General features: G+C 63.4%; 19 protein-coding genes and 1 tRNA gene. 7 read left to right on the top strand and 13 right to left on the bottom strand.

Translation table 11 applies throughout. The features are described 5' to 3' along the window. Positions 1-19: 19 nt before the first annotated feature. Entirely contained in the window at positions 20-2,119 is a 2,100-nt protein-coding gene (locus G568_RS0103640) for a 3-hydroxyacyl-CoA dehydrogenase NAD-binding domain-containing protein (protein ID WP_169576938.1), read from the top strand. Between the two features lie 6 nt (positions 2,120-2,125). On the opposite strand, the gene G568_RS0103635 is transcribed toward G568_RS0103640, so the two are convergent. Then, positions 2,126-2,341 carry a hypothetical protein gene (locus G568_RS0103635; protein WP_245582872.1) on the bottom strand — a complete coding sequence of 72 codons (216 nt, stop codon included), beginning with the start codon at positions 2,339-2,341 and terminating at the stop codon, positions 2,126-2,128. 170 nt (positions 2,342-2,511) lie between these two features. Here G568_RS0103635 and G568_RS0103630 point away from each other — a divergent pair, with 170 nt between their 5' ends. Next, positions 2,512-2,772, top strand: coding sequence for a DUF2312 domain-containing protein (locus tag G568_RS0103630; RefSeq protein ID WP_026756748.1), 261 nt, complete (start codon positions 2,512-2,514; stop codon positions 2,770-2,772). 5 nt (positions 2,773-2,777) lie between these two features. Here G568_RS0103630 and G568_RS0103625 read toward each other — a convergent pair whose 3' ends face one another. Further along, the gene (locus G568_RS0103625) at positions 2,778-3,653 is read right to left on the bottom strand and encodes a hypothetical protein (protein ID WP_026756747.1); all 876 of its coding nucleotides are present in this window, start codon (positions 3,651-3,653) and stop codon (positions 2,778-2,780) included. Between the two features lie 98 nt (positions 3,654-3,751). Between G568_RS0103625 and G568_RS0103620 the strand changes: the two genes are divergently transcribed. Then, positions 3,752-5,404, top strand: a complete 1,653-nt coding sequence (locus G568_RS0103620) for an ABC transporter permease (RefSeq protein WP_051202733.1) — start codon at positions 3,752-3,754, stop codon at positions 5,402-5,404. Between the two features lie 52 nt (positions 5,405-5,456). Further along, positions 5,457-5,532: transfer RNA gene (locus G568_RS0103615), tRNA-Thr, on the top strand. 150 nt (positions 5,533-5,682) lie between these two features. On the opposite strand, the gene G568_RS0103610 is transcribed toward G568_RS0103615, so the two are convergent. The 3 genes from G568_RS0103610 to G568_RS0103600 all read right to left on the bottom strand — a co-directional run bounded on the left by G568_RS0103610 (position 5,683) and on the right by G568_RS0103600 (position 8,446). Next, positions 5,683-6,357 carry a phosphoribosyltransferase gene (locus G568_RS0103610; protein ID WP_026756745.1) on the bottom strand — a complete coding sequence of 225 codons (675 nt, stop codon included), beginning with the start codon at positions 6,355-6,357 and terminating at the stop codon, positions 5,683-5,685. Next, positions 6,354-7,004: a dienelactone hydrolase family protein gene (locus G568_RS0103605; RefSeq protein ID WP_026756744.1), complete on the bottom strand. Its 651-nt coding sequence runs from the start codon at positions 7,002-7,004 to the stop codon at positions 6,354-6,356. The genes G568_RS0103610 and G568_RS0103605 overlap by 4 nt, the downstream gene beginning before the upstream one ends. Positions 7,005-7,111: 107 nt before the next feature. After that, complete coding sequence (locus tag G568_RS0103600; protein WP_169576937.1) at positions 7,112-8,446, bottom strand: site-2 protease family protein; 1,335 nt, start codon at positions 8,444-8,446, stop codon at positions 7,112-7,114. 85 nt (positions 8,447-8,531) lie between these two features. Between G568_RS0103600 and G568_RS0103595 the strand changes: the two genes are divergently transcribed. Continuing rightward, positions 8,532-9,785, top strand: a complete 1,254-nt coding sequence (locus tag G568_RS0103595; RefSeq protein WP_037373580.1) for a glycerate kinase type-2 family protein — start codon at positions 8,532-8,534, stop codon at positions 9,783-9,785. Here G568_RS0103595 and G568_RS0103590 read toward each other — a convergent pair. The 8 genes from G568_RS0103590 to G568_RS0103555 form a co-directional block, all read right to left on the bottom strand. Continuing rightward, positions 9,782-10,162, bottom strand: coding sequence for a Na+/H+ antiporter subunit G (locus G568_RS0103590; RefSeq protein WP_026756741.1), 381 nt, complete (start codon positions 10,160-10,162; stop codon positions 9,782-9,784). The genes G568_RS0103595 and G568_RS0103590 overlap by 4 nt on opposite strands. 11 nt (positions 10,163-10,173) lie before the next feature. Continuing rightward, positions 10,174-10,443 carry a K+/H+ antiporter subunit F gene (locus G568_RS0103585; protein WP_026756740.1) on the bottom strand — a complete coding sequence of 90 codons (270 nt, stop codon included), beginning with the start codon at positions 10,441-10,443 and terminating at the stop codon, positions 10,174-10,176. Next, a complete protein-coding gene (locus tag G568_RS0103580) occupies positions 10,440-10,931 on the bottom strand; it encodes a Na+/H+ antiporter subunit E (RefSeq protein ID WP_026756739.1) in 492 nt (163 codons plus the stop codon). The genes G568_RS0103585 and G568_RS0103580 overlap by 4 nt, the downstream gene beginning before the upstream one ends. A 20-nt stretch (positions 10,932-10,951) precedes the next feature. Next, positions 10,952-12,508 carry a monovalent cation/H+ antiporter subunit D gene (locus G568_RS0103575; RefSeq protein ID WP_026756738.1) on the bottom strand — a complete coding sequence of 519 codons (1,557 nt, stop codon included), beginning with the start codon at positions 12,506-12,508 and terminating at the stop codon, positions 10,952-10,954. After that, positions 12,505-12,849, bottom strand: a complete 345-nt coding sequence (locus tag G568_RS0103570) for a Na+/H+ antiporter subunit C (protein ID WP_026756737.1) — start codon at positions 12,847-12,849, stop codon at positions 12,505-12,507. Before G568_RS0103570 ends, G568_RS0103575 begins: the two co-directional genes overlap by 4 nt. A gap of 1 nt (position 12,850) precedes the next feature. After that, positions 12,851-15,736, bottom strand: coding sequence for a monovalent cation/H+ antiporter subunit A (locus G568_RS18185; RefSeq protein ID WP_425423399.1), 2,886 nt, complete (start codon positions 15,734-15,736; stop codon positions 12,851-12,853). Positions 15,737-15,940: 204 nt separating this feature from the next. Continuing rightward, positions 15,941-16,693, bottom strand: a complete 753-nt coding sequence (locus tag G568_RS0103560) for a CbiX/SirB N-terminal domain-containing protein (RefSeq protein WP_051202699.1) — start codon at positions 16,691-16,693, stop codon at positions 15,941-15,943. 148 nt (positions 16,694-16,841) lie between these two features. Beyond that, entirely contained in the window at positions 16,842-17,264 is a 423-nt protein-coding gene (locus G568_RS0103555; protein WP_026756735.1) for an Rrf2 family transcriptional regulator, read from the bottom strand. A 97-nt stretch (positions 17,265-17,361) separates the two neighbouring features. Here G568_RS0103555 and G568_RS0103550 point away from each other — a divergent pair, with 97 nt between their 5' ends. After that, on the top strand, positions 17,362-18,042 hold the full coding sequence (locus G568_RS0103550; RefSeq protein ID WP_245582871.1) for a 5-formyltetrahydrofolate cyclo-ligase: 681 nt from the start codon (positions 17,362-17,364) through the stop codon (positions 18,040-18,042). A gap of 87 nt (positions 18,043-18,129) precedes the next feature. Continuing rightward, entirely contained in the window at positions 18,130-18,834 is a 705-nt protein-coding gene (locus tag G568_RS0103545) for an NnrU family protein (RefSeq protein WP_245582870.1), read from the top strand. The last annotated feature ends 10 nt before the right edge of the window (positions 18,835-18,844 follow it).

The following is an 18,844-nucleotide window of genomic DNA, read 5'->3' as shown; positions in this document are numbered from 1 at the left end:
GAATTTGGCCAGGAACGCGGTGAGTAGCAGCTTGACGGGGGATGGTGTGGCCGTTTTGCGGCTGAGCCGGCCCCCGCGCAATAGCCTGACCCGCACCGCGCTAAGCGAGTTGTCCGAGGTGTTGGACAGCGCGATTGCAGACGCATCTGTTCACGCGATTGTTCTGAGCGGCGATGCGCGGGTGTTTTCCATCGGCCTTGATCTGGACGACATGGAAGAGCTTGGCCCTGCCTTGGCGGCGCAGGCGGGGGGGATTTGCGAAACACTGGATCAGGCCGGCAAACCCGTCGTGGCGGCGCTAAGTGGTCACGCCACCGGTGCGGGGTTGGAACTTGCGCTGGCGGCTCATGCGCGGGTCGCCCGGCGCGGTACGCGTGCGGGCTTTCCCGAGATCGCGCGCGGCCTGTTGCCTGCCGCCGGCGGAACACAGCGCCTGCCACGGCTGATCGGCGCGCGCGCGGCGCTCGATCTGCTGATCGGGGGGCGGGTGATGGCGGTGCAGACCGAACCGATGGCAAAGCTGTTCACACAGATCGTGGATGACGACCCAGAGGGCGCGGCGGAGCAGGTTGCATTGGATATGGCGCAATCAGGTGCACTTTGGCTTGGTGCCCGAGCGCGCGTGGCCGGTGAAGAAGATCCGGCTGCCTATGCGCGTGCCATTGCCGACCGGCGCGCCGAGCTGTCAAAGGCCCCTGAGGGACCATGGCGCATGATCGCGGAGCAGATCGCACGTTGCGTTGAGGCCGCGCAGCTATTGCCGTTCGAGGCTGGCCTGGAATTCGAGCGTGCAGCGTTCGAGGAAGTGTTGGAAACCGATGGCTCGGACGGATTGCGCCATGCGTACCTGGCAGAGCGATGCGCCGCGCGTATGCCGGACGCCGCGAAATCCGCGCACGCGTCCTCTATTGAAACCGTTGGTGTGGTTGGTGGCGGCCCTACCGCCGCGGGTGTGGCGCTTTGTTGTCTGGATGCCGGCGTGCCCGTGGTTCAGTTCGATCGCGTCGCATCCGGGGTTGAGGACGCGCGCAAGCGATTAGCGTCGGTCTATGACACGGCGGTGTCCGAGGGGCGCTTGACCGCAGAGATGCGTGCCACGCGGCTTGGCCTTTGGACCGGCACGGCTCACTTGCCCGATCTGGGGCGGGCGCAACTGATAGTCGAGGCGGTTGCCGACAACCTTGAAACCAAGCAACGGGTGTTCGGGGCGCTGGAGCATGTCGCTCCACAAGGCGCCATTCTTGCGAGCCAGTCGATGATACATCCAATATCCGAGATCGCCGCGTCCACAAGCAGGCCCGAGGATGTTGTGGGCTTGTTCTTTCATGGTTCGGCCCACCACGCGCGCCTGGCCGAGGTTATTCCCGGCCCCGACACCGATGATGCCACCGTTGCCACGCTCGCAGCCTTCGTGCGTGGCCGCTTGGGCCGGATCGCGGTGTGGTCTGGCACAGGACGCGGCCCGATGAGTGAGCCGCTTCTGTGTGCACTGCGCGAGGCGGCTTGGCACATGGTGAAGCAGGGGGTGCCGCCGGATCACGTGGACGCGGCGCTGCGCCGCCACGGCATGATACGCGGCGTATTCGAGGCCATGGATCGCGTGGGGTTGGATGTAGTTCTCAATCGCCTGTCGGCGCAGGCGGGCCGAGCTGACCTTACCCATGGGCTGCGTTCATGTTTGGCACGGTTAACCGAAGCGGAGCGTCGCGGTGCGCGCGTCGGTGCCGGGTTCTACCAATGGTCTGAAGGTACGCCGCATCCGGACGACGCGGTGATTGATTTGATGTTCGAAAGGGTGGACAGACCGCCCAGCGACGCGCCACTGCCCGAAGCGAGCCAGATTTGGCTGCGTCTCTTGGCGGTGATGGCAAACGCCGGCGCGCGCCTGCTGCGCGGCGGCGGCGCGCTGCGGCCATCGGATATCGATGCGGTGATGGTGGACGGCGCGGGGTTCCCGCGTTGGCGCGGCGGTCCGATGCACGCGGCCGAGCGCGCAGGGTTGGTGCAGATCGTGAAAGTGCTGAAAGAGCAGGCCGATACCTTGCCCGAGCTATACGCGCCCGACGCGTTGTTCGCAGACCTGATCAAGACCGGCGGGCGGCTTTCGGTGATGACCTGACAGGCGTCAGGACAGGAAAATCCCGACAACCACCATCATCAGGCCCAACACCGAAAACAGCAGGGCCGCCATGTTTACGGGCAGAACCGATTGCACGACGGCGCGCAGTTCCTCGTCACTGAGCCGCGCGCGGCGCGCGCGCATCACCTTGATGATGCACCAGAAAAGCCCCAATAGCCCCGCAACCGAAACTGCCGCACCGGCCCAGATCAAAATTTCCATCAGCAACCCCCATGGTAGCACTGCGCGGTTTCCAGAGCCTGCGCACGCCCGCCTTAGCGCATCGCCTTGCCCGGGGCAACGCGGCGTGAATTCGCAATCGCGGGCTTGTGCGGCGCGGGCGGTGGCGCTAGGGGAAGGGCCACCCCAAAGGTCCATGAACGGAGCCCGGCATGAACGAGCAATCCACCGATGCAAACTACCGCGTGACCGCCGACGAACTGCGCCAGTTCGTGGAGCGCTACGAGCGTCTGGAAGCAGAGAAGAAAGATATCGCGGAGCAGCAAAAAGAGGTGATGGCCGAGGCCAAGGCGCGCGGATACGACACCAAGGTGATGCGCAAGGTGATCGCCCTGCGCAAGCGCGACAAGGATGATATCGCCGAGGAAGAAGCCGTTCTGGAGATGTACAAAGAGGCGCTTGGGATGTCCTGAGCAAATCAGGGCGTGATCATCTGAACCCCTGGAATGCGCCCGATCTCGAAAGTGTCTTCTTCGTACTGTGTGCTGATACGGTCGACATAGTCCTCGGTCCAGCCGGGTAGATCAAGCTCTTCCTCGATCGCGTCTTCCATGGCGAACTTGTCCAAAAACGCCGCGATGACACGGCGGATTTGCACTTCGGTCATGTTCGGGTGTGCGTCCATGTAGCTGCGGAACCGCTTTAGCCCTTCTTGCGACATGATCTCGGACAGCAGGTCATAACTGCCATCAAGTGCGACAATGGGTTCGACGCCGGCAACCTCGCGCAGCACTTCGCCCCAGATGAGGGGCGTGTCCTCATTGCACCAGACCGTAATGCCTATGTCCGGGGCGGCCTCGCGGATGCGCCAGATCAGGTTTGACCACCGGATATCCAGCGCATCGGTGCCATCCATGAAATCCATGAAGGATTCGGTCGGTGCGTCCGCGAACACGGCAGGCAGGAAACTTGCAGGGTCGCGGATTGCCAGGCACAGCTCGATGTCGGCCTCGTCGAACAGCTCGGTGAACAGTGCGATTTTCTGTTCGGCTTTCGGATAGAGTATCCCGCTTGAAATCGCCAGTTTCGGGACGCAAAAGAAGTTCTCGTTCGACAGCAAGACCCGTTCGGGTTGCTCGTCGTCCAACATGGCATCGAAAATCAACTGCGCCGCGTCCTCGGCTGGCGGGCCGTTCTCCATCGCCTGCAAGGTGTCCCTGATCAGGCGGCGATACGTGGACGGCGTTGGAACCGCCACACCGGAGGCCTGGAACAGTTCACTGTTCTTACGGAGCGATTTGATAAGCCGGTCGTCGTCTGTTTTATGGACGCCCGGATGAATTACGACCTGCATGTTATTCCCATGGATTGAGGTTCTGCATGCGCGGCAATATATGCTCTTTTCTGGACAGTTGAACCGCTTTCGGGCAAGGGATGCGCATGAGCGATATCATGGCGACAGAACCGGGCAAGCGCAAGCGGCGCGGCGGTGCCGGCGGCGGGCTTTGGTCCTTGGGGGCGGCGGTGATCGCAGCGATTGTGCTGTTGCCGATCGCGTCGGTGGTGTGGATCGCGTTTTCGCCGTCCGACAATATCTGGCCGCACCTTCTGTCATCCACGCTTCCGCGTTACTTGCGCAACACGGTCATCTTGATGCTTTCGGTGGGTGTTCTGTCGGGCATGGTCGGGGCAGGGGCGGCGTGGATCATCACGCATTACCGGTTTCCCCTGTCGCGGTGGTTGGAGTGGCTGCTTTTGCTGCCGCTGGCGATTCCGGCCTATGTGGGGGCTTATGCGCTGGTCGATCTGCTGGAATACGCGGGCCCCGTGCAAACCGCGCTGCGCGGGTTGATGGGCTGGCAGAGCGCGCGCGACTACTGGTTTCCCGAGATCCGATCGCTCGGGGCGGCGGTGATTGTCCTTTCGGCCGCGCTATATCCTTACGTCTACTTGCTGGCGCGGGCCGCGTTTCGCGAACAATCGGGCGCCTCCGAGGAGGTGGCGATGTCGTTGGGCGCCAGCGCCTGGAGGCGGTTCGTCCGCGTCGGGCTGCCGCTGGCGCGCCCTGCCATCGCGGCGGGTATGGCCATCGTCATGATGGAGACGGTGAACGATTTCGGCACCGTGGACTATTTCGCGGTGCAGACCCTGACGACGGGAATTTTCAGTGTCTGGCTGCAAAGCAACAACGCAGGGGGCGCAGCGCAGATCGCATGTGTCGTTCTGGTGCTGGTAATCGTTCTGGTCACCTTGGAGAAAAGCAGCCGCCGGCGCATCCGGTTTTTCAACCTCTCGCGCACGCATCGCCCGGTGGCGCGGGTGCAATTGCGCGGGGCGACGGCGTTCATCGCGACATTGGCCTGCCTTGCGCCGTTCGTGATGGGCTTTGTCTTGCCGGCCGGGGTGATCTTGCGTCACGCGTTGGCCAACGCCGGACGTTGGGCCGATCCGGCGCTTGTGGGCGCGCTTGCCAACACCCTGACGGTGGGCGGGGCCGCCGCCGTGCTGACGGTGATGGCAGGCGTTTTCATGGTGTATGGTGTGCGCCTGTCGGGCAGGGGGTTGCCGCGCACGTTGCTCCCGCTGACGACCATCGGCTATGCTGCGCCCGGCGCGGTTCTGGGGGTTGGCATTCTAATCCCGTTGGCCGCCCTGGACCACAGAATCGCGGATACGGTCGAAGCGGTGAGCGGCATTGACATCGGCTTGGTGCTGACCGGCTCCGCCACGGCGCTGGTTCTGGCGTATTCGGTGCGGTTCTTCGCAATCGCGCAAGGGGCGGCGGATGCGGCCATGGGGCGCGTGTCGCCCAGCCTGCCAATGGCCGCGCGGTCCCTGGGGCGCACGCAGGGGCAGGTGTTGGGGCAGGTATACTATCCCTTGATCCGAGGCTCGATCGGCTCGGCGCTGTTGCTGGTGTTCGTGGACTGCGTCAAGGAATTGCCCGCGACGCTGCTGCTGCGCCCCTTCAACTTCAACACCCTGGCCACCCGCGTGCACGATCAGGCGAGCCTTGAGAACCTCGGTGACGCAGCCCCGGCCGCGATCCTGGTGATTGGCGTGGGCCTCGCCGCTGTCGGCCTACTTGCACGCGCCAACCGCTAGCGCGGATTGCCCCTTGCACCAACGCGCAGCTTTGCGTAAACGACTGCCCGGCGCCCCTATAGCTCAGCTGGTAGAGCAACTGATTTGTAATCAGTAGGTCCGCGGTTCGAGTCCGTGTGGGGGCACCATTTATTTCTTGATATCAGCCGCTTGAGCCCTCTGCGAATTGCGTTCGCATTGCCGTACAGATCGCGGCTGCTTTGGCGCGCCTGCTGTACATATGAAAGCAATATGAGCTATCCCAAGTGCGCATCCGCGCGGCTGGCTATCTCAACACGTCATTCGGTTTCACGGCCGGTTTTCCGAGCAAACGTGGCGGCCTCGTCCATCAGGCGCATGACTTCCTCGTCCGTGGTCTGTCCAAACTCGGAGTAATGGGCGCCGATCGCGAGGAGTTCCCTGGGCTCGAGAAGGCAAACCACCTCATCTACATCCTTGCGGATATCATTCAGCGCGTCGCGCGCCGCGACCGGCACCGCCAGGATCAGGTTCGCCGGCGCGCGTTGTCTTATCGCCTTGAGGGACGCGCGCATGGTTGCGCCGGTTGCTATGCCGTCATCCACGACGATGGCCGTTCGCCCCTCAATGGCGACAGGGGTGCGGCCCTTCAGGTATTTCGCTCTTCTCCGCTGTATCTCGTCCAACTGGGGCCGCGCCATGCGCTCGATCTCGTCATGTGACAGGCCAAGATGCGCGGCAATGGCTTCGTTGATCGCGATCTGAGGGCTGTCGCCATTAACCACGGCGGCGACGGCCAGTTCCGGCTGCCTTGGGGCGCCAACCTTGCGGACCATGACCAGGTCCATCGGCGCGTGCAATTCCCGCGCCAACTCGATCCCCACGGGTACCCCTCCGCGCGGCAGCGCCAATATGACAGGATCGTGGAAGTCCCTGTCTGCAAGCGCCTTGGCAAGAGCCTTGCCAGCTTCGGTACGATTGAAAAAGCCGCTCATGATTGCGTCCTGTCCGTTGTCAGGTTTGTTTCGAACCAGTCCCCGGCGATCTCCACCACTTGCTCCAGTGCGCCGGGCTCTTCGAACAAGTGCGTGGCGTTCGGGATTATCTCAAGCTTGTAGGGGCACGTCAGGCGCTTGGCCGCCTGTTCATTCAGCTCGATAACCTGATAATCCGCCCCTCCGACGATCAGCAAAACGGGCGCCTTTACATTCGGGAGGGCCGCATCGGCCATATCAGGGCGTCCGCCTCGCGATACCACTGCCTGTATGTCCGAGGGGGCATTCGCCGCCCCGACAAGCGCCGCCGCGGCGCCTGTGCTGGACCCGAAAAGACCGATGGGCAGCGATCCGATCTGCGCGTTGGCTTTCGCCCAGGCGATAGCATCAATGACCCGCGCGCTCAGAAGCGTGATATCGAATACATTCGCCCGGTCCCGCGCTTCGTCCTCGGTCAGCAGATCGAAAAGAAGCGTGGCGATGCCCCGTTTGCCCAGGGCGTCGGCCACATGGTTGTTGCGGGTGCTCAAATGGCTGCTTCCGGCGCCATGGGCAAAGATCACCACCCCAAGCGGGTCTGCGGGAAGACGCAGATACCCCTCAAGCGCCAACGTGCCTACGAATACGGTCTGCTTTTGTGGGGCCATGGGCTACGCACCTTATCTGATATGTTGTTCACAGGCGGGCATTTCGCCCTCTCAACCAACCTCCGTCGCGTTCGCTCTATCCCTCATCTCGAATGGTCCTTGGCCCGTCATGCCCTTCGCGGGGTATCAGCAGCGGCACCAATCTCCTGACGGATGGTAACATAGTTCATGATATCGCGCATGGTCAGCATCCCCTTGAGGGTTCCGTTTCGGGTAACCATCAGGCGGCTGGTGTTGTGCTCTTGCATGAGGTCCAGCGCATCCAGCACTGAACTTTCGGGTGTGACCGTTCTGTCAAGGCTGTCGCGCGACAGGACATGCCCCGCTGTCAGCGTCTTGCGCTCCTCATGGGGGATTTGCCCAACATCGTGGAGCCGCACCGACCCCAACAGCGTATCGTCGCGCACCACGGGAAACACCTTGTGGCTGAAGCGGTAGAAGTACTGCTCGATCATATCGGCGACGGGCGTATCCGATGGCACGGCCACCGGATCGGCAACCATGAGACGGCTCACCGGCACATTCTGTAGCAGGGTTTTCATCACCATCTGAACTTCGGAAGATTGTGCGGCGCCGATTATGAACAAACCGATAAGCGCTTGCCACATCCCGGCGACAAACGCGCCGCCAATGACGCTCAACACACCAAGCGCCATAAGCATCGTACCCAGAATTCGCCCCGTCATCGCGGCCATGCTGGTGGCCTTTTGCAGGTTGTCCGTCCACCACCAGACAGCCGCACGAAACACCCGCCCCCCATCAAGCGGGAACGCGGGGAGGAGGTTGAACGTTGCCAAAACCGTATTGATCAGTGCGAGGTAGAAGAAAACCGCGGCCAGCGGAGCGTCAGGTGTCGCCGACGGCAGCACGTAGGCACCGGCATAAAACAGGACGGCCAGGACGTAACTGGCAATCGGCCCCGCAATCGCCATCAAGAACTCGGACTTGGCGCTTGGCGGCTCTTTTTCCATTTCGGCCACGCCGCCAAATATGAAAAGCGTGATCCCGGAAATGGGAATATCGTAGCGCCGCGCGACAAGAGCGTGCGAGAACTCGTGGAAAATGATCGAAAAGAAAAACCCTGCGGCACCGCCTAGTCCCATAACAACTGCGGTCTCGTGCGGCAGGTTTTCTATGACGCTTGGGAAATACGCCTCTGACAGCGACCAGACGATCAGAACCGCCAGCAGGAACCATGAAAAATCCAGGCTGACGCGAAACCCCAGAATCGAGAACAGATCCAGTTTCTTGGTGAACATCTCTACTTCCCTTTCGTCGATCCAACGGATCGGCAGTTTGTCTGAGTTGCGGCCTCTACCGCCCCGCGCCCGGAACGAGCCGCAGCACGTCGTGGGCATTGGGTTAATCCTATGCCTTAATCGCGATGTATCAAAGGAGAACGACAAATCCGCATCTATTCGGATAATCCCCCACTCGGCCAATGGTCTGGTGGTGGCCTTGGATGATTGATTGCCGGGCAGGGCCGTGCGATCTGTTTCGGCGGATACAAGGGAAGGGACGCGCGGCATGAGTGAAACCGAATCTTTGCGCGCAACCTGCGCAGCGGCGTTTCAGGCGGGGTTGAACGCGGCCAATCCGGCCGTGGCGGTGCGCAAGGCCCTGGGCAAGGCCGATGTGCCGATGCCTGGCCCGGGCGGTGCGCTATACCTTGCCGCTATCGGCAAGGCAGCCGTCGGCATGGCCGAAGAAGCGATGGCACTGCTTTCGCCCCGCCGCGCGCTGATCATCACCAACCGCGAGAACGTAGCCCCCGTGCGCGGGGCCGAGGTCATGGCGGCGGGGCACCCGGTGCCTGACGCGCACGGCGCCGATGCGGCGCAGAAGTTGGAGGCGATGGCAGGCGCGCTGACGCCCGAGGATGTCTTTATCGTGCTCGTATCGGGCGGCGCCTCTGCCATGTTGCCGGCCCCGCTTGCGGGGATGACGCTGGACGACAAGATCGCTGTCAATCGGCTGCTGTTGGCCAGCGGGGCCGATATCACCGAGACCAATATCGTGCGGCAGGCCCTGTCGCGGCTAAAGGGGGGCGGCTTGGCGCGGTTGGCGGCCCCCGCACAGGTTGCGGCGCTGATCCTGTCGGATGTCGTGGGGGACGATCCGCGCGTCGTAGCCAGCGGCCCAACGGCGCCGCCAATCGCGGATCGCGCGGCGGCGCGGGATGTGGCGCATCGCCTTGGCGTGTGGCCGGATCTGCCCGCGTCCGTGCAATCCCTGCTGAGCGCACCGGATGAGGGCGAAGCCGGGCCCGTATTGGCGGATAACCGCGTGATCGGGGGCAATGCGGCGTCAGTTGCCGCGATGGCGGCGGCCACGCCTGGCGCGCGCATGCGCGACGACCCGCTGATGGGGGACGTGGCCGATGCCGCGCAGGTGGTCCTGTCGTATTTCGATGGGCCCGGGGGCGTGGTCCTGTTTGGCGGGGAAACGACAGTGCGCCTGCGCGGACAGGGCAGGGGCGGGCGCAACCAGGAACTGGCGCTCAGGGTGGCAATGCTGGCCTCCCAGCAGGGGCGGGTATTTGCGTTCCTGTCCGGGGGCACGGATGGCCGGGACGGGCCTACCGATGCCGCCGGTGGGCTGGTCGATCACGGCAGTATTGCGCGGATCAAGGCGGCAGGGGGCGATGCGGCCGCGCTGTTGGCCAACAACGACAGCAACCATGCGCTTGCCCTGTCCGACGATCTGTGGGTGACCGGCGCAACAGGTACGAATGTGGCCGATCTGCAGGTGCTTGCGCTTGGCCGTTGGATCAAGGGTTAAAGCTCATGCCCCTCGGCGCGGATGCGGTCCTCGTCGCTCTCGAACGTGGCCCAGGGCCGTTCGCTGCCGGTGCTTGGCAGGCTGTCGCGCGTCTCGTGCCGGTGGATATGCACCTTGGCGATGAAATTCCCGGTGATCGGTGCAGTCAGGAACAGGAACAGCGTTATCATCAACTCGTGATAGGAAAACCGCCCCGCTACGAAATAGAAATACAACAGTGATGCGATCAAGGCCCCCCCGACGCCCAGGGTCGTGGCCTTGGTTGGCGCATGCAGCCTCATCATCGGGTGCGGCAGCTTGATCAGCCCGACCGAGCCAACCAGCCCGAATATGCCGCTAATGACCAAAAAGGCGCTTATAAGGATATCGACAATCATGGTGCCCTCCGTCATTCGATGATGTCGCCGCGCAGAATGAAGCGCGTGTAGGACACGGTCGAGATGAAGCCGGTCATCGCGAAGATCATCGACGCCTCGAAATACATCGCGGTTTCCATCCATATCCCGTAAAGCGTGATAAGTGCGATCGCGTTTATCGCCAGCGTATCAAGGGCAAGGATGCGATCCCCGATGCCCGGCGCCGTGATGATCTTGTAAAGGTTGATCAAGATCGCCAAGCCGAAACATCCCAGGGCAAAAAGTAGGGCAAACTGGATCATTCGAAGATCTCCATCAGGCGGCGTTCGTATCGCGACTTGATCTGCGCGCGCACGGCGTCCGGGTCAGGGGCGTGCAGGCAGTGCACAAGCAATGTATGACCATCGGCCGACAGATCGCTGGAAATGGTGCCAGGTGTCATGGTGATCGTGCCGGCCAGAACGGTGATGGCTTCGGGTGTGTGCAGCTTGAGCGGTATGTCGATCCACGCGGGGCGGGTGTCGGCATTGCGTTTGAACAAGATCACGCCGGCGACCTGGACATTGGCGACGATGATATCCCAAAGAACGATCACGATGTATTCGACGATGCGCGGCAGACTGCGCAAGCGCGGCCGGTTGGGCCAGTACGGCGCGGTCAGGATCGGGATCGTCAACCCAAGGATCAACCCCAGCACCAGGTTGCCCAGGGTCAGCGTGTTGACCAGCATCTGCCACACCACGACCAGCAGAAGCGTTAACCACGGGTGAGGCAGGAATTTGCGTATCATAATCGATCCCCTTTCCGTCGTCATCGCGCGGCCATGACGGCGGTGATATAGGCATCCGGCGCAAACAGCTGCGCCGAGGTTTGCGCCAGGTAGCCGGTGACAGGCCCTGCCAGGGCCGCCAATCCTGCCACCGCAAAGAGTAGGCCAAAGACCACCGAGAACGCCAGCGCCGGCGCTGGATGCGTGCTCGCCTGTGGCAGGCCGCTTGGCGCGGTGGTGCCTTCCTGTGGCTCAGGGGCAGGGGCCCCAACGGGGGCCGGCTTCCAGAACACGGTGCTGCCCGCCTGTGCAAACCCCAACACGGCAATCAGCGACGTGCCCAACACCACCGCCCAGATCAGCGCCGCTTGCGGCGCATCTCTCAGCGCGTCCAGAACAATCAGCTTGCCAACGAAGCCCGACAATGGCGGTAAGCCGGCGGTGGCTATCGCCGCCCCGAAGAACAGTGTCGCGATCATGCCGTGATGGGCCATGCGCGGCCCCGGAAGCAAGGAGCCGGCCCACGCTCCGCGATACTCGCGTACCAGGTCAACCGTCATGAACAATAGCGCACCGCCCAGAGTGGAATGCATCGTATAATAAAGCGCGGCCGAGGTTGCCTCGGGCGTGAACCCGGCAACAGCGATCAGAAGCGTCCCCATCGAGGCGATCGCGGCAAACGCGGCCAGTCGCCCCAGGTTCTGTGCCCCGAGAATGCCGATCATCCCCACGGTCAATGTCAGCAGCGCCGCCACGTTTACCACGGGGCCGATCAGGCTCGCGGTTGCGCTCAGATCAGGACCGAAAATCAGGGTGAAGACCCGGATGATCGCATAGGCCCCGACCTTGGTCATGATGGCAAAAAGGGCCGCCACCGGCGCAGGCGCGCGGGCATAGGTCTCGGGCAGCCAGAAATGCAAGGGCAGCAGCGCGGCCTTGATCGAAAAAACAAGCAGCAGCAGGATCGCGCCGACACGAACAAGCCCGGCCTCATCCGCAGGGATTTCACCGATCCGCACGGCGAGATCGGCCATGTTGAGCGTCCCGGTCACCCCGTAAAGCGTCCCCAATGCAAACAGGAAAAGCGTGGAGCCCAACAGGTTATAGACGACGTATTGAAGCCCCGCGCGCAGCCGCATCGTCCCGCCGGCATGGATCATCAACCCGTAAGACGCGATCAGAAGAACCTCGAAAAAGACGAACAGGTTAAAGGCATCGCCGGTCAGGAAGGCGCCGAAAATGCCCATCAACTGGAAATGCATCAGCGGGTGAAAATGCTTGCCGCGCGTATCCCATCCGGTTCCCATGGCATAAAGAAGCACCGCCACGGCGAGAAACGCCGTCAGTATCGCCATCAACGCCGATAGCCTGTCCAGAACCAGAACGATGCCGAACGGGGCAGGCCAGTTGCCCAGCTCGTACACCTGGATCTGTCCGCTTGCCGCTTGCATCCCAAGCCCGATCGTGATCCCCAGCACAGCAAGCGCGCCCGTCACCGAGAAAATACGCTGCAGCGTCAGTTCATTGCGCATCGACAGCACCATGACCGAGGCAAGGATCGCCGGCAGAACGACGGGAACGATGATCCAGTGGTTCATTGACCGTTCTCCGTATCTTGCGCGGACATGTCGATGGCGTCGCTGCGCCCCGAAAGGTAGGCGCCGAGCGCCAGCATCACCACCACGGCCGACATCCCGAACGAGATCACGATCGCCGTAAGCACCAGCGCCTGCGGCAATGGGTCGGTATAGTCGTGCACGCCGTCGTGCAGGATCGGCGGCAGGTTGATCGCCAATCGTCCCGACGCGAACAGGAACAGGTTTACCGCATAGGACAGAAGCGAAACCCCCAGGATCACCGGAAAACTCCGCATGCGCAGGACCAGGTAGATCCCCGCGGCGGTCAGCGCGCCTATGGCGCTTGCCATCAGCAACTCCATTCTATGTCTCCTTCTCGCCGCCTGGCCCGGTCGGCGGCGGCGGCGGTGAATCGGGGCGTTCTGGGTTGATATCCATCGGGTAGATGTTGATCGTCTCGCCGCGTCTGCGGGCCATGCTCGACAGGCTGTTGAGGGCAAGCATGACCGCCCCCACAACCGTCAGGAAAACCCCCAGATCAAAGCCCATGGCGGTGGCCCATTCGAACTTCTCGAGCGGTGGCAGGGTGATGTAGCCGTAGTCGCTGGTCAGGAATGGACGCCCCGCCAGCCACGCACCAACTCCGGTCAGGCTCGCGATCAGAACGCCTGCGGCAATCAGCGCGTGATAGGGCGTGCGCTGCCGCGCCTCGGCCCAGGCAAACCCGCTTGCCATATATTGCATCAACAGGGCGATCGCCACGACCAGGCCGGCGATGAACCCGCCGCCCGGCTCATTATGCCCGCGCAAAAAGATGTAGACCCCGACCAGCAGCGCAATCGGCATCATCACGCGCGTGGCCACAACCATCATGAGAGGGTGGCGATCGCCCGCTTCGTCGGTGCCTGCCCCCCACCGGACCAGCCACCGGCCCCCCGGGCCGCGCAATACGGTATCGGTCAGCGCAAAGATCACCAGTGCGGCAATGCCCAGAACGGTGATCTCGCCGTAGGTGTCGAAGCCCCGGAAATCGACCAGGATCACGTTGACCACGTTATGCCCCCCGCCGCCCTTGTACGAATTGGCGAGATGAAAGGCCGAGATGCTATCGAAGGCAAAATCGCGGATCAGGATCGCGTAGGTCAGGGCACTGACGGCCACACCGCCCACGATGGCCAGCGCGGCATCGCGCAATCGGCGCATCGTGCTGCTTTCGATGGGGGTCGTCTTGGGCAGAAAATTCAGCGCCAACAGCAGAAGGATGATGGTGACCACCTCGACCGAAATCTGCGTCAGCGCCAGATCGGGCGCCGATAGGTAGACAAAGGCCATCGACACGCTCAGGCCTACGCCGGCCAGCAGAACCAGCGCCAGCAGGCGATTGCGGTGGAACGCGATGAGGCAGCCGGTCGAGACGATCAGCACCAGCCACCCCACCGCGGGCAAGGCCCGGATCGGCAGCATGGTGCGCTCGGGCGCGCCGATGCCGGCCCCGCCCCAGGCCCAAAGGCCCGCGGCCACCACGGTGATCGTGAAAATCGCCGCGAACCGGGTCAGGGAGCCATTGTGCATACTGTCGCTCAGCCAGCCGCTGAGGCGCGTGGCACCCCTTGCCGTGGCGTCGAACATGACCTTGGCCTCGGGGCGCGGCGCGGCCAGCCAGCCTCGCATGAGCGGCGCGTGCGCGGCCAACAAAACGGCCCCGCCAATCACCGCCGTGCCCGACAGGAACAGCGCCGGCGTCACCCCGTGCCAGATCTTGAGGTGAAACTCGGGCAATTCGCCGCCGATCACGGCATGCGCGGTGGTGCGAACCAGTGGCTCAGCCAGGAACGGCGCCACGCCAATCGCCACAACCGCGACCACCAACAGCGCCGGCGCCGCCCACATGCCAAAGCCGGGATCGTGGGGATGGCCGGGGTAGTCGTCGCGCACCGGCCCAAGGAACACGTGAACGATGTACCGGAACGAATACGCAACGGAAAACAGCGCGCCCAACGTGGCCAGCGCGGGCATCATGTAATACGATCCCATCCAGACCGTGTGCACCGCTTCTTCAAGCATCATTTCCTTGGACAGGAACCCGTTCAGAAGCGGAATCCCCGCCATCGACAGCGATGCCACCGTCGCAATGACAAAGGTCACCGGCATGAGGCGGCGCAGGCCGCCCAGGCGCTTGATGTCGCGACTGTGTGCCTCGTGGTCGATGATCCCGGCGGTCATGAACAACGCCGCCTTGAAGGTGGCGTGGTTGATGATGTGAAACACCGCCGCGACCGCCGCCATCTTTGTTCCGAACCCCAATAGCATGGTGATCAGGCCAAGGTGACTCACCGTCGAGAAGGCCAGCAATGCCTTGAGATCGTCCTTGAACAGGGCGATCACCGCGCCGATGATCATGGTCACCAACCCCGTCGTGGCCACGATGTAGAACCACTCGGGCGTGCCCGATAGCACCGGCCACAGCCGCGCCATCAGGAACAGCCCGGCCTTCACCATGGTGGCCGAATGCAGGTAGGCCGACACCGGCGTCGGCGCGGCCATGGCGTGTGGCAACCAGAAATGGAACGGGAACTGCGCCGATTTGGTGAACGCCCCCAGCAAGATAAGCAGCAACGCCGGCACGTACATCTCTGAGTCGCGGATCGCCTCGCCCTGGGTCAGGATCACGCTGATGTCATAGCTGCCGGCGATATTGCCCAGGATCAGCATGCCCGCGATCATCGCCAGCCCGCCAAGGCCCGTCACGGTCAGCGCCATGCGCGCGCCTTGCCGCCCCTCGGGCAGATGCGTCCAATAGCCGATCAACAGAAACGACGATAGCGATGTTAGCTCCCAAAATACCAACAACAGCAGGATGTTGTCCGACAGGACAATGCCCACCATCGCCCCCTGGAACAGTAGCAGGTAGGTATAGAACTGCCCCATCGGATCGTCGTGCGACAGGTAATAGCGCGCATAGAGAATGATCAGCAGGCCGATCCCGATGATCAGACCGGCAAACAGCAAGCCCAGCCCATCCAACATGAACGTGACGTTAAGGCCAAGCGCCGGAAGCCAGTCCAGCCTGAAGTGCAGCACCTCGCCCTGCATCACCGTGGGGGCGCAAATCAACAGCAGCAGAAACGCCAGGCCGCTGCTTAGCGCGGTGTAGCTCGCGCAGGTGGCGCGTCCGGCCCGGATCATCAGCCCTGGCAACAAAGCCCCTAGGAACGGCAGCGCCGCGATCACAGGCAGCAGAATGTCCATGCGTTTCTGTCCCTCCCACCGGCCCCTGTGCGCAAACTGTCCGTGCCGATGCGGTTGTCATGCACCGGTATATGCAGCCGCGGGGCTATTCTGTTGTCCTGCCCTGATAAACGTTGGAAAGGGTAGGCGACAAGCGGCTTTGCCGATTTTTTGGCCTCCTGCCTCCCAACGGCGCCCGTCTTGCATAAGTGCCGCGCGCATTCATCATGCCTCCCCCGCGTCGCCACCTTCGCTTGCACGCCTGAGCGCCGAGGCAATCATCGCGGGCGTTTCATCTGATGCGCCAATAGGCGGCAGGGTGGGGCCAGCAAAACCGGCTTCTCGCAGCGCACTGGGAATATCGTACAAGACATGTCCCGCGCGCAGGGCAAAGAAGGGCAGGCATACTGCCTGCCCCGTATCGCGTGCCACCTGCGCAAGATATGGCGGTTCTTCGATGAAGCCGGCCACGACACGGGCAAAGCCGCTTGTGCGCGACAGGTGCGCAACCATCTCGTGCGTGCTATCGGCCGAGCGGCGCGAGACCCCCGATCCGTGCGCGGCAATCAGCAGGACCGCATCCGCCGTGTCCATCCCTGCCTGCTGTGCGCCCCGCCGGGCGGTGCGCGCCATCACGGCGGGCAAATCCGGGTCGGTGCCATAGGGGCGTAGCTGCTGCGCGTCCTTGACCCCCGCCTCGGTCAGGCGTTTGGGCAGGTTGGTGCCGGTGAACCACCCCTCGGCCATGAAAAACGGATAGACAAATGGCGCGCGCATTCCCTCAAGCGCGGATTCAAGTGCCCCTTCGGCGGCCAGCGTCGCGCCGCGAACGCGCCAGCCGGACAGTTGATCGGCCACATGCGATGCAAGCGCACGGAGCGCTGCCTCCTGTGGGGCCGGATCGGATGGGGCGCCATGTGCGACGATTATCGCGTCGGGGTGGGGGCCGCTTGGTGAACGCAATTGGGTGTTGGACATGTCTCTTACCGGGTGGCCCCCGATGCAATGGGTGGTGCAATTATCTGCGGGCGCACAGGGCACCACGCGATACGGCTCGCGTGACTATATGGACCGGATCGTCGGCAGGTCCACGATTTTCGATTTCTTGCTTGGCGGTGCCGCTGCGCTAAGGCTGTATTCTGTCGGTATTCGGTCGGTATATGCAGTCGGCCAGGGTGCTTTGGTCGAGGTCCGACAGGAACGCCGCTTCGGCGCGTGCCAGTCGCGACTTCAGCCTGCATCGCGGCGTCAGGACGCAAGTGTTGCCGGGGCCGAAGCATTCGACAAGGGCCTGATCCGCCTCAAGCACCCGCACGATTTTCCCCAGCCGGAGGTTTTCGGCCGGTTGCGCCAAACTCGCGCCTCCGCCGCCACCGCGCCGGGTCCGTACGATTCCCGCCCCGGCCAGCGCCGATATGACCTTGGCCAGGTGATTGCGCGAGATCTCGAATTCCTGAGCCAGTTCGGCGGTTGAAAACGCGCGCTCGGGGTTCGCGGCCATCCGCATGAGCGCACGCAGGCCATAATCGGTGAACGAGGTTAAGCGCAAATTGTCGCTCCATGGATTGCCGGGGTTGAAAAGACAGGTTAGTGGGTTTTAATACACATTTCAAATACCGATTGAGGCGCCCATGTCAAACATCCCCATGCCCCCGCTTGCTTCGCCGCCTTGCTATGCCGAAGAGCTTGATCACGGAGTTCAGGGCGCCGTGCCGCGCGATGAGCAGCAAGCGCGCGACGTGGCGCGGTGGCGCCGCGCGGAACGCGAGCGCCTGACAACCGAGCGGAAGGGCCTGAGCGTGGCAACACGCGCGCATGTCTCGTTCCTGCTGTCCGAGCGCCTTCGCGCGCTGATCTCGGATCTGACCGATGGCGTTCAGGGCCGCGTTATCGCAGGCTATTGGCCGATCCGTGGGGAGCTTGACCTGCGCCCGCTGCTTCGCGAATGGCGGGCCGCGGGGGCGCAGCTCGCCTTGCCCGTGGTCGAGACGCGCGCCGCGCCGCTGGTTTTCCGGCAATGGACCCAGGGCGCCACGCTACAGCGCGGCGAATGGTCGATCCCCGTTCCACCCGCCTCTGCTGCGCAGGTGACCCCCGACATCGTGCTGTCCCCGCTGGTCGGATGGGATGCCGGCGGCTACCGCCTGGGCAATGGGGGTGGCTATTATGATCGCACCCTTGCTGCGATAAGCGCGCCCCCCCTTACGATCGGTGTCGGGCTACAGGCCGCGCGCCTGCCCACGATCTTTCCCCAGGCCCACGACATCGCGATGACCTGGATCATGACGGAACAAGGGGTGCAATCGACAAGGGAGCCGCTGAAATGACCACATCCGCTCAAAGCATGCGCGCATGATTTCCTCCAAGGCCCCAGGTTTCGGGTTTCGCCCACGCCGTTCTGGCACGGTCCCCGTGTGCCCCAGACCGGCGGCGTCATAGTCATGTGGGGATGGGCGGAACTCACGCTATCGCTGCTCGCGTTCGGGGTTGGCCACGCCGTGCCGGTGCGTCCGCCGGTGCGCGCGGCCCTGGTGCGCCAGCTCGGCGCGCGCGGGTTTACGGCGGCTTATTCGCTGTTGTCGGTGGCCATCCTTGGCTGGGTGATCGTGGCGGCGGGGCGGGCGCCCCATGTGCCGCTATGGGAGTGGACGCCATGGCTTGCGGCGGTTCCATTCGTGGCAATGGCGGCCGTGTGCGCGTTGCTGGCTTTTGGCGCGGCGCGTCCCAACCCGTTTTCCTTTGGCGGACGCGATGATGCGCGGTTCGATCCCACGCGGGCCGGGATCATACGCTGGGTGCGGCATCCGCTGTTGCTGGCGCTGGCGATATGGGCCTTGGCGCATGTGATCGCCAACGGTGATCTGGCGCATGTCGCGGTATTCGGCCTGTTCGCGGCGTTTGCGGTTCTCGGCATGTGGATCGTGGACCGGCGCAAGCGGCGCCTCATGGGCGCGGCATGGGACGATATGCGCGCGAGGCTGCGGGCCGCGCCGCGTGTTCAGCGCCCGCTGTCATGGCCCGGCGCGATGCTCAGGCTCGGCGTGGCCGTTGGGGGCTATGGGGCGCTGCTATGGGGGCACGGATGGTTTGCGGGCGTGGTCCCCGTCTGGCCGTGGTAGCGCGCGGGCG

The organism is Sediminimonas qiaohouensis DSM 21189 (assembly GCF_000423645.1).
GTDB classification, from domain to species: domain Bacteria; phylum Pseudomonadota; class Alphaproteobacteria; order Rhodobacterales; family Rhodobacteraceae; genus Sediminimonas; species Sediminimonas qiaohouensis.
Note: the sequence above shows the minus strand (reverse complement) of the source record. Positions and strands in the feature narration are given on the sequence as shown.

Bases quoted from the DNA above. Each gene is read 5' to 3' on its own strand.
- G568_RS0103635 (WP_245582872.1), bottom strand. From the start codon at position 2,341: ATGGAAATTTTGATCTGGGCCGGTGCGGCAGTTTCGGTTGCGGGGCTA.
- G568_RS0103630 (WP_026756748.1), top strand. From the start codon at position 2,512: ATGAACGAGCAATCCACCGATGCAAACTACCGCGTGACCGCCGACGAA.
- G568_RS0103625 (WP_026756747.1), bottom strand. From the start codon at position 3,653: ATGCAGGTCGTAATTCATCCGGGCGTCCATAAAACAGACGACGACCGG.
- G568_RS0103620 (WP_051202733.1), top strand. From the start codon at position 3,752: ATGGCGACAGAACCGGGCAAGCGCAAGCGGCGCGGCGGTGCCGGCGGC.
- G568_RS0103610 (WP_026756745.1), bottom strand. From the start codon at position 6,357: ATGAGCGGCTTTTTCAATCGTACCGAAGCTGGCAAGGCTCTTGCCAAG.
- G568_RS0103605 (WP_026756744.1), bottom strand. From the start codon at position 7,004: ATGGCCCCACAAAAGCAGACCGTATTCGTAGGCACGTTGGCGCTTGAG.
- G568_RS0103595 (WP_037373580.1), top strand. From the start codon at position 8,532: ATGAGTGAAACCGAATCTTTGCGCGCAACCTGCGCAGCGGCGTTTCAG.
- G568_RS0103590 (WP_026756741.1), bottom strand. From the start codon at position 10,162: ATGATTGTCGATATCCTTATAAGCGCCTTTTTGGTCATTAGCGGCATA.
- G568_RS0103585 (WP_026756740.1), bottom strand. From the start codon at position 10,443: ATGATCCAGTTTGCCCTACTTTTTGCCCTGGGATGTTTCGGCTTGGCG.
- G568_RS0103580 (WP_026756739.1), bottom strand. From the start codon at position 10,931: ATGATACGCAAATTCCTGCCTCACCCGTGGTTAACGCTTCTGCTGGTC.
- G568_RS0103575 (WP_026756738.1), bottom strand. From the start codon at position 12,508: ATGAACCACTGGATCATCGTTCCCGTCGTTCTGCCGGCGATCCTTGCC.
- G568_RS0103570 (WP_026756737.1), bottom strand. From the start codon at position 12,849: ATGGAGTTGCTGATGGCAAGCGCCATAGGCGCGCTGACCGCCGCGGGG.
- G568_RS18185 (WP_425423399.1), bottom strand. From the start codon at position 15,736: ATGGACATTCTGCTGCCTGTGATCGCGGCGCTGCCGTTCCTAGGGGCT.
- G568_RS0103560 (WP_051202699.1), bottom strand. From the start codon at position 16,693: ATGTCCAACACCCAATTGCGTTCACCAAGCGGCCCCCACCCCGACGCG.
- G568_RS0103550 (WP_245582871.1), top strand. From the start codon at position 17,362: ATGCCCCCGCTTGCTTCGCCGCCTTGCTATGCCGAAGAGCTTGATCAC.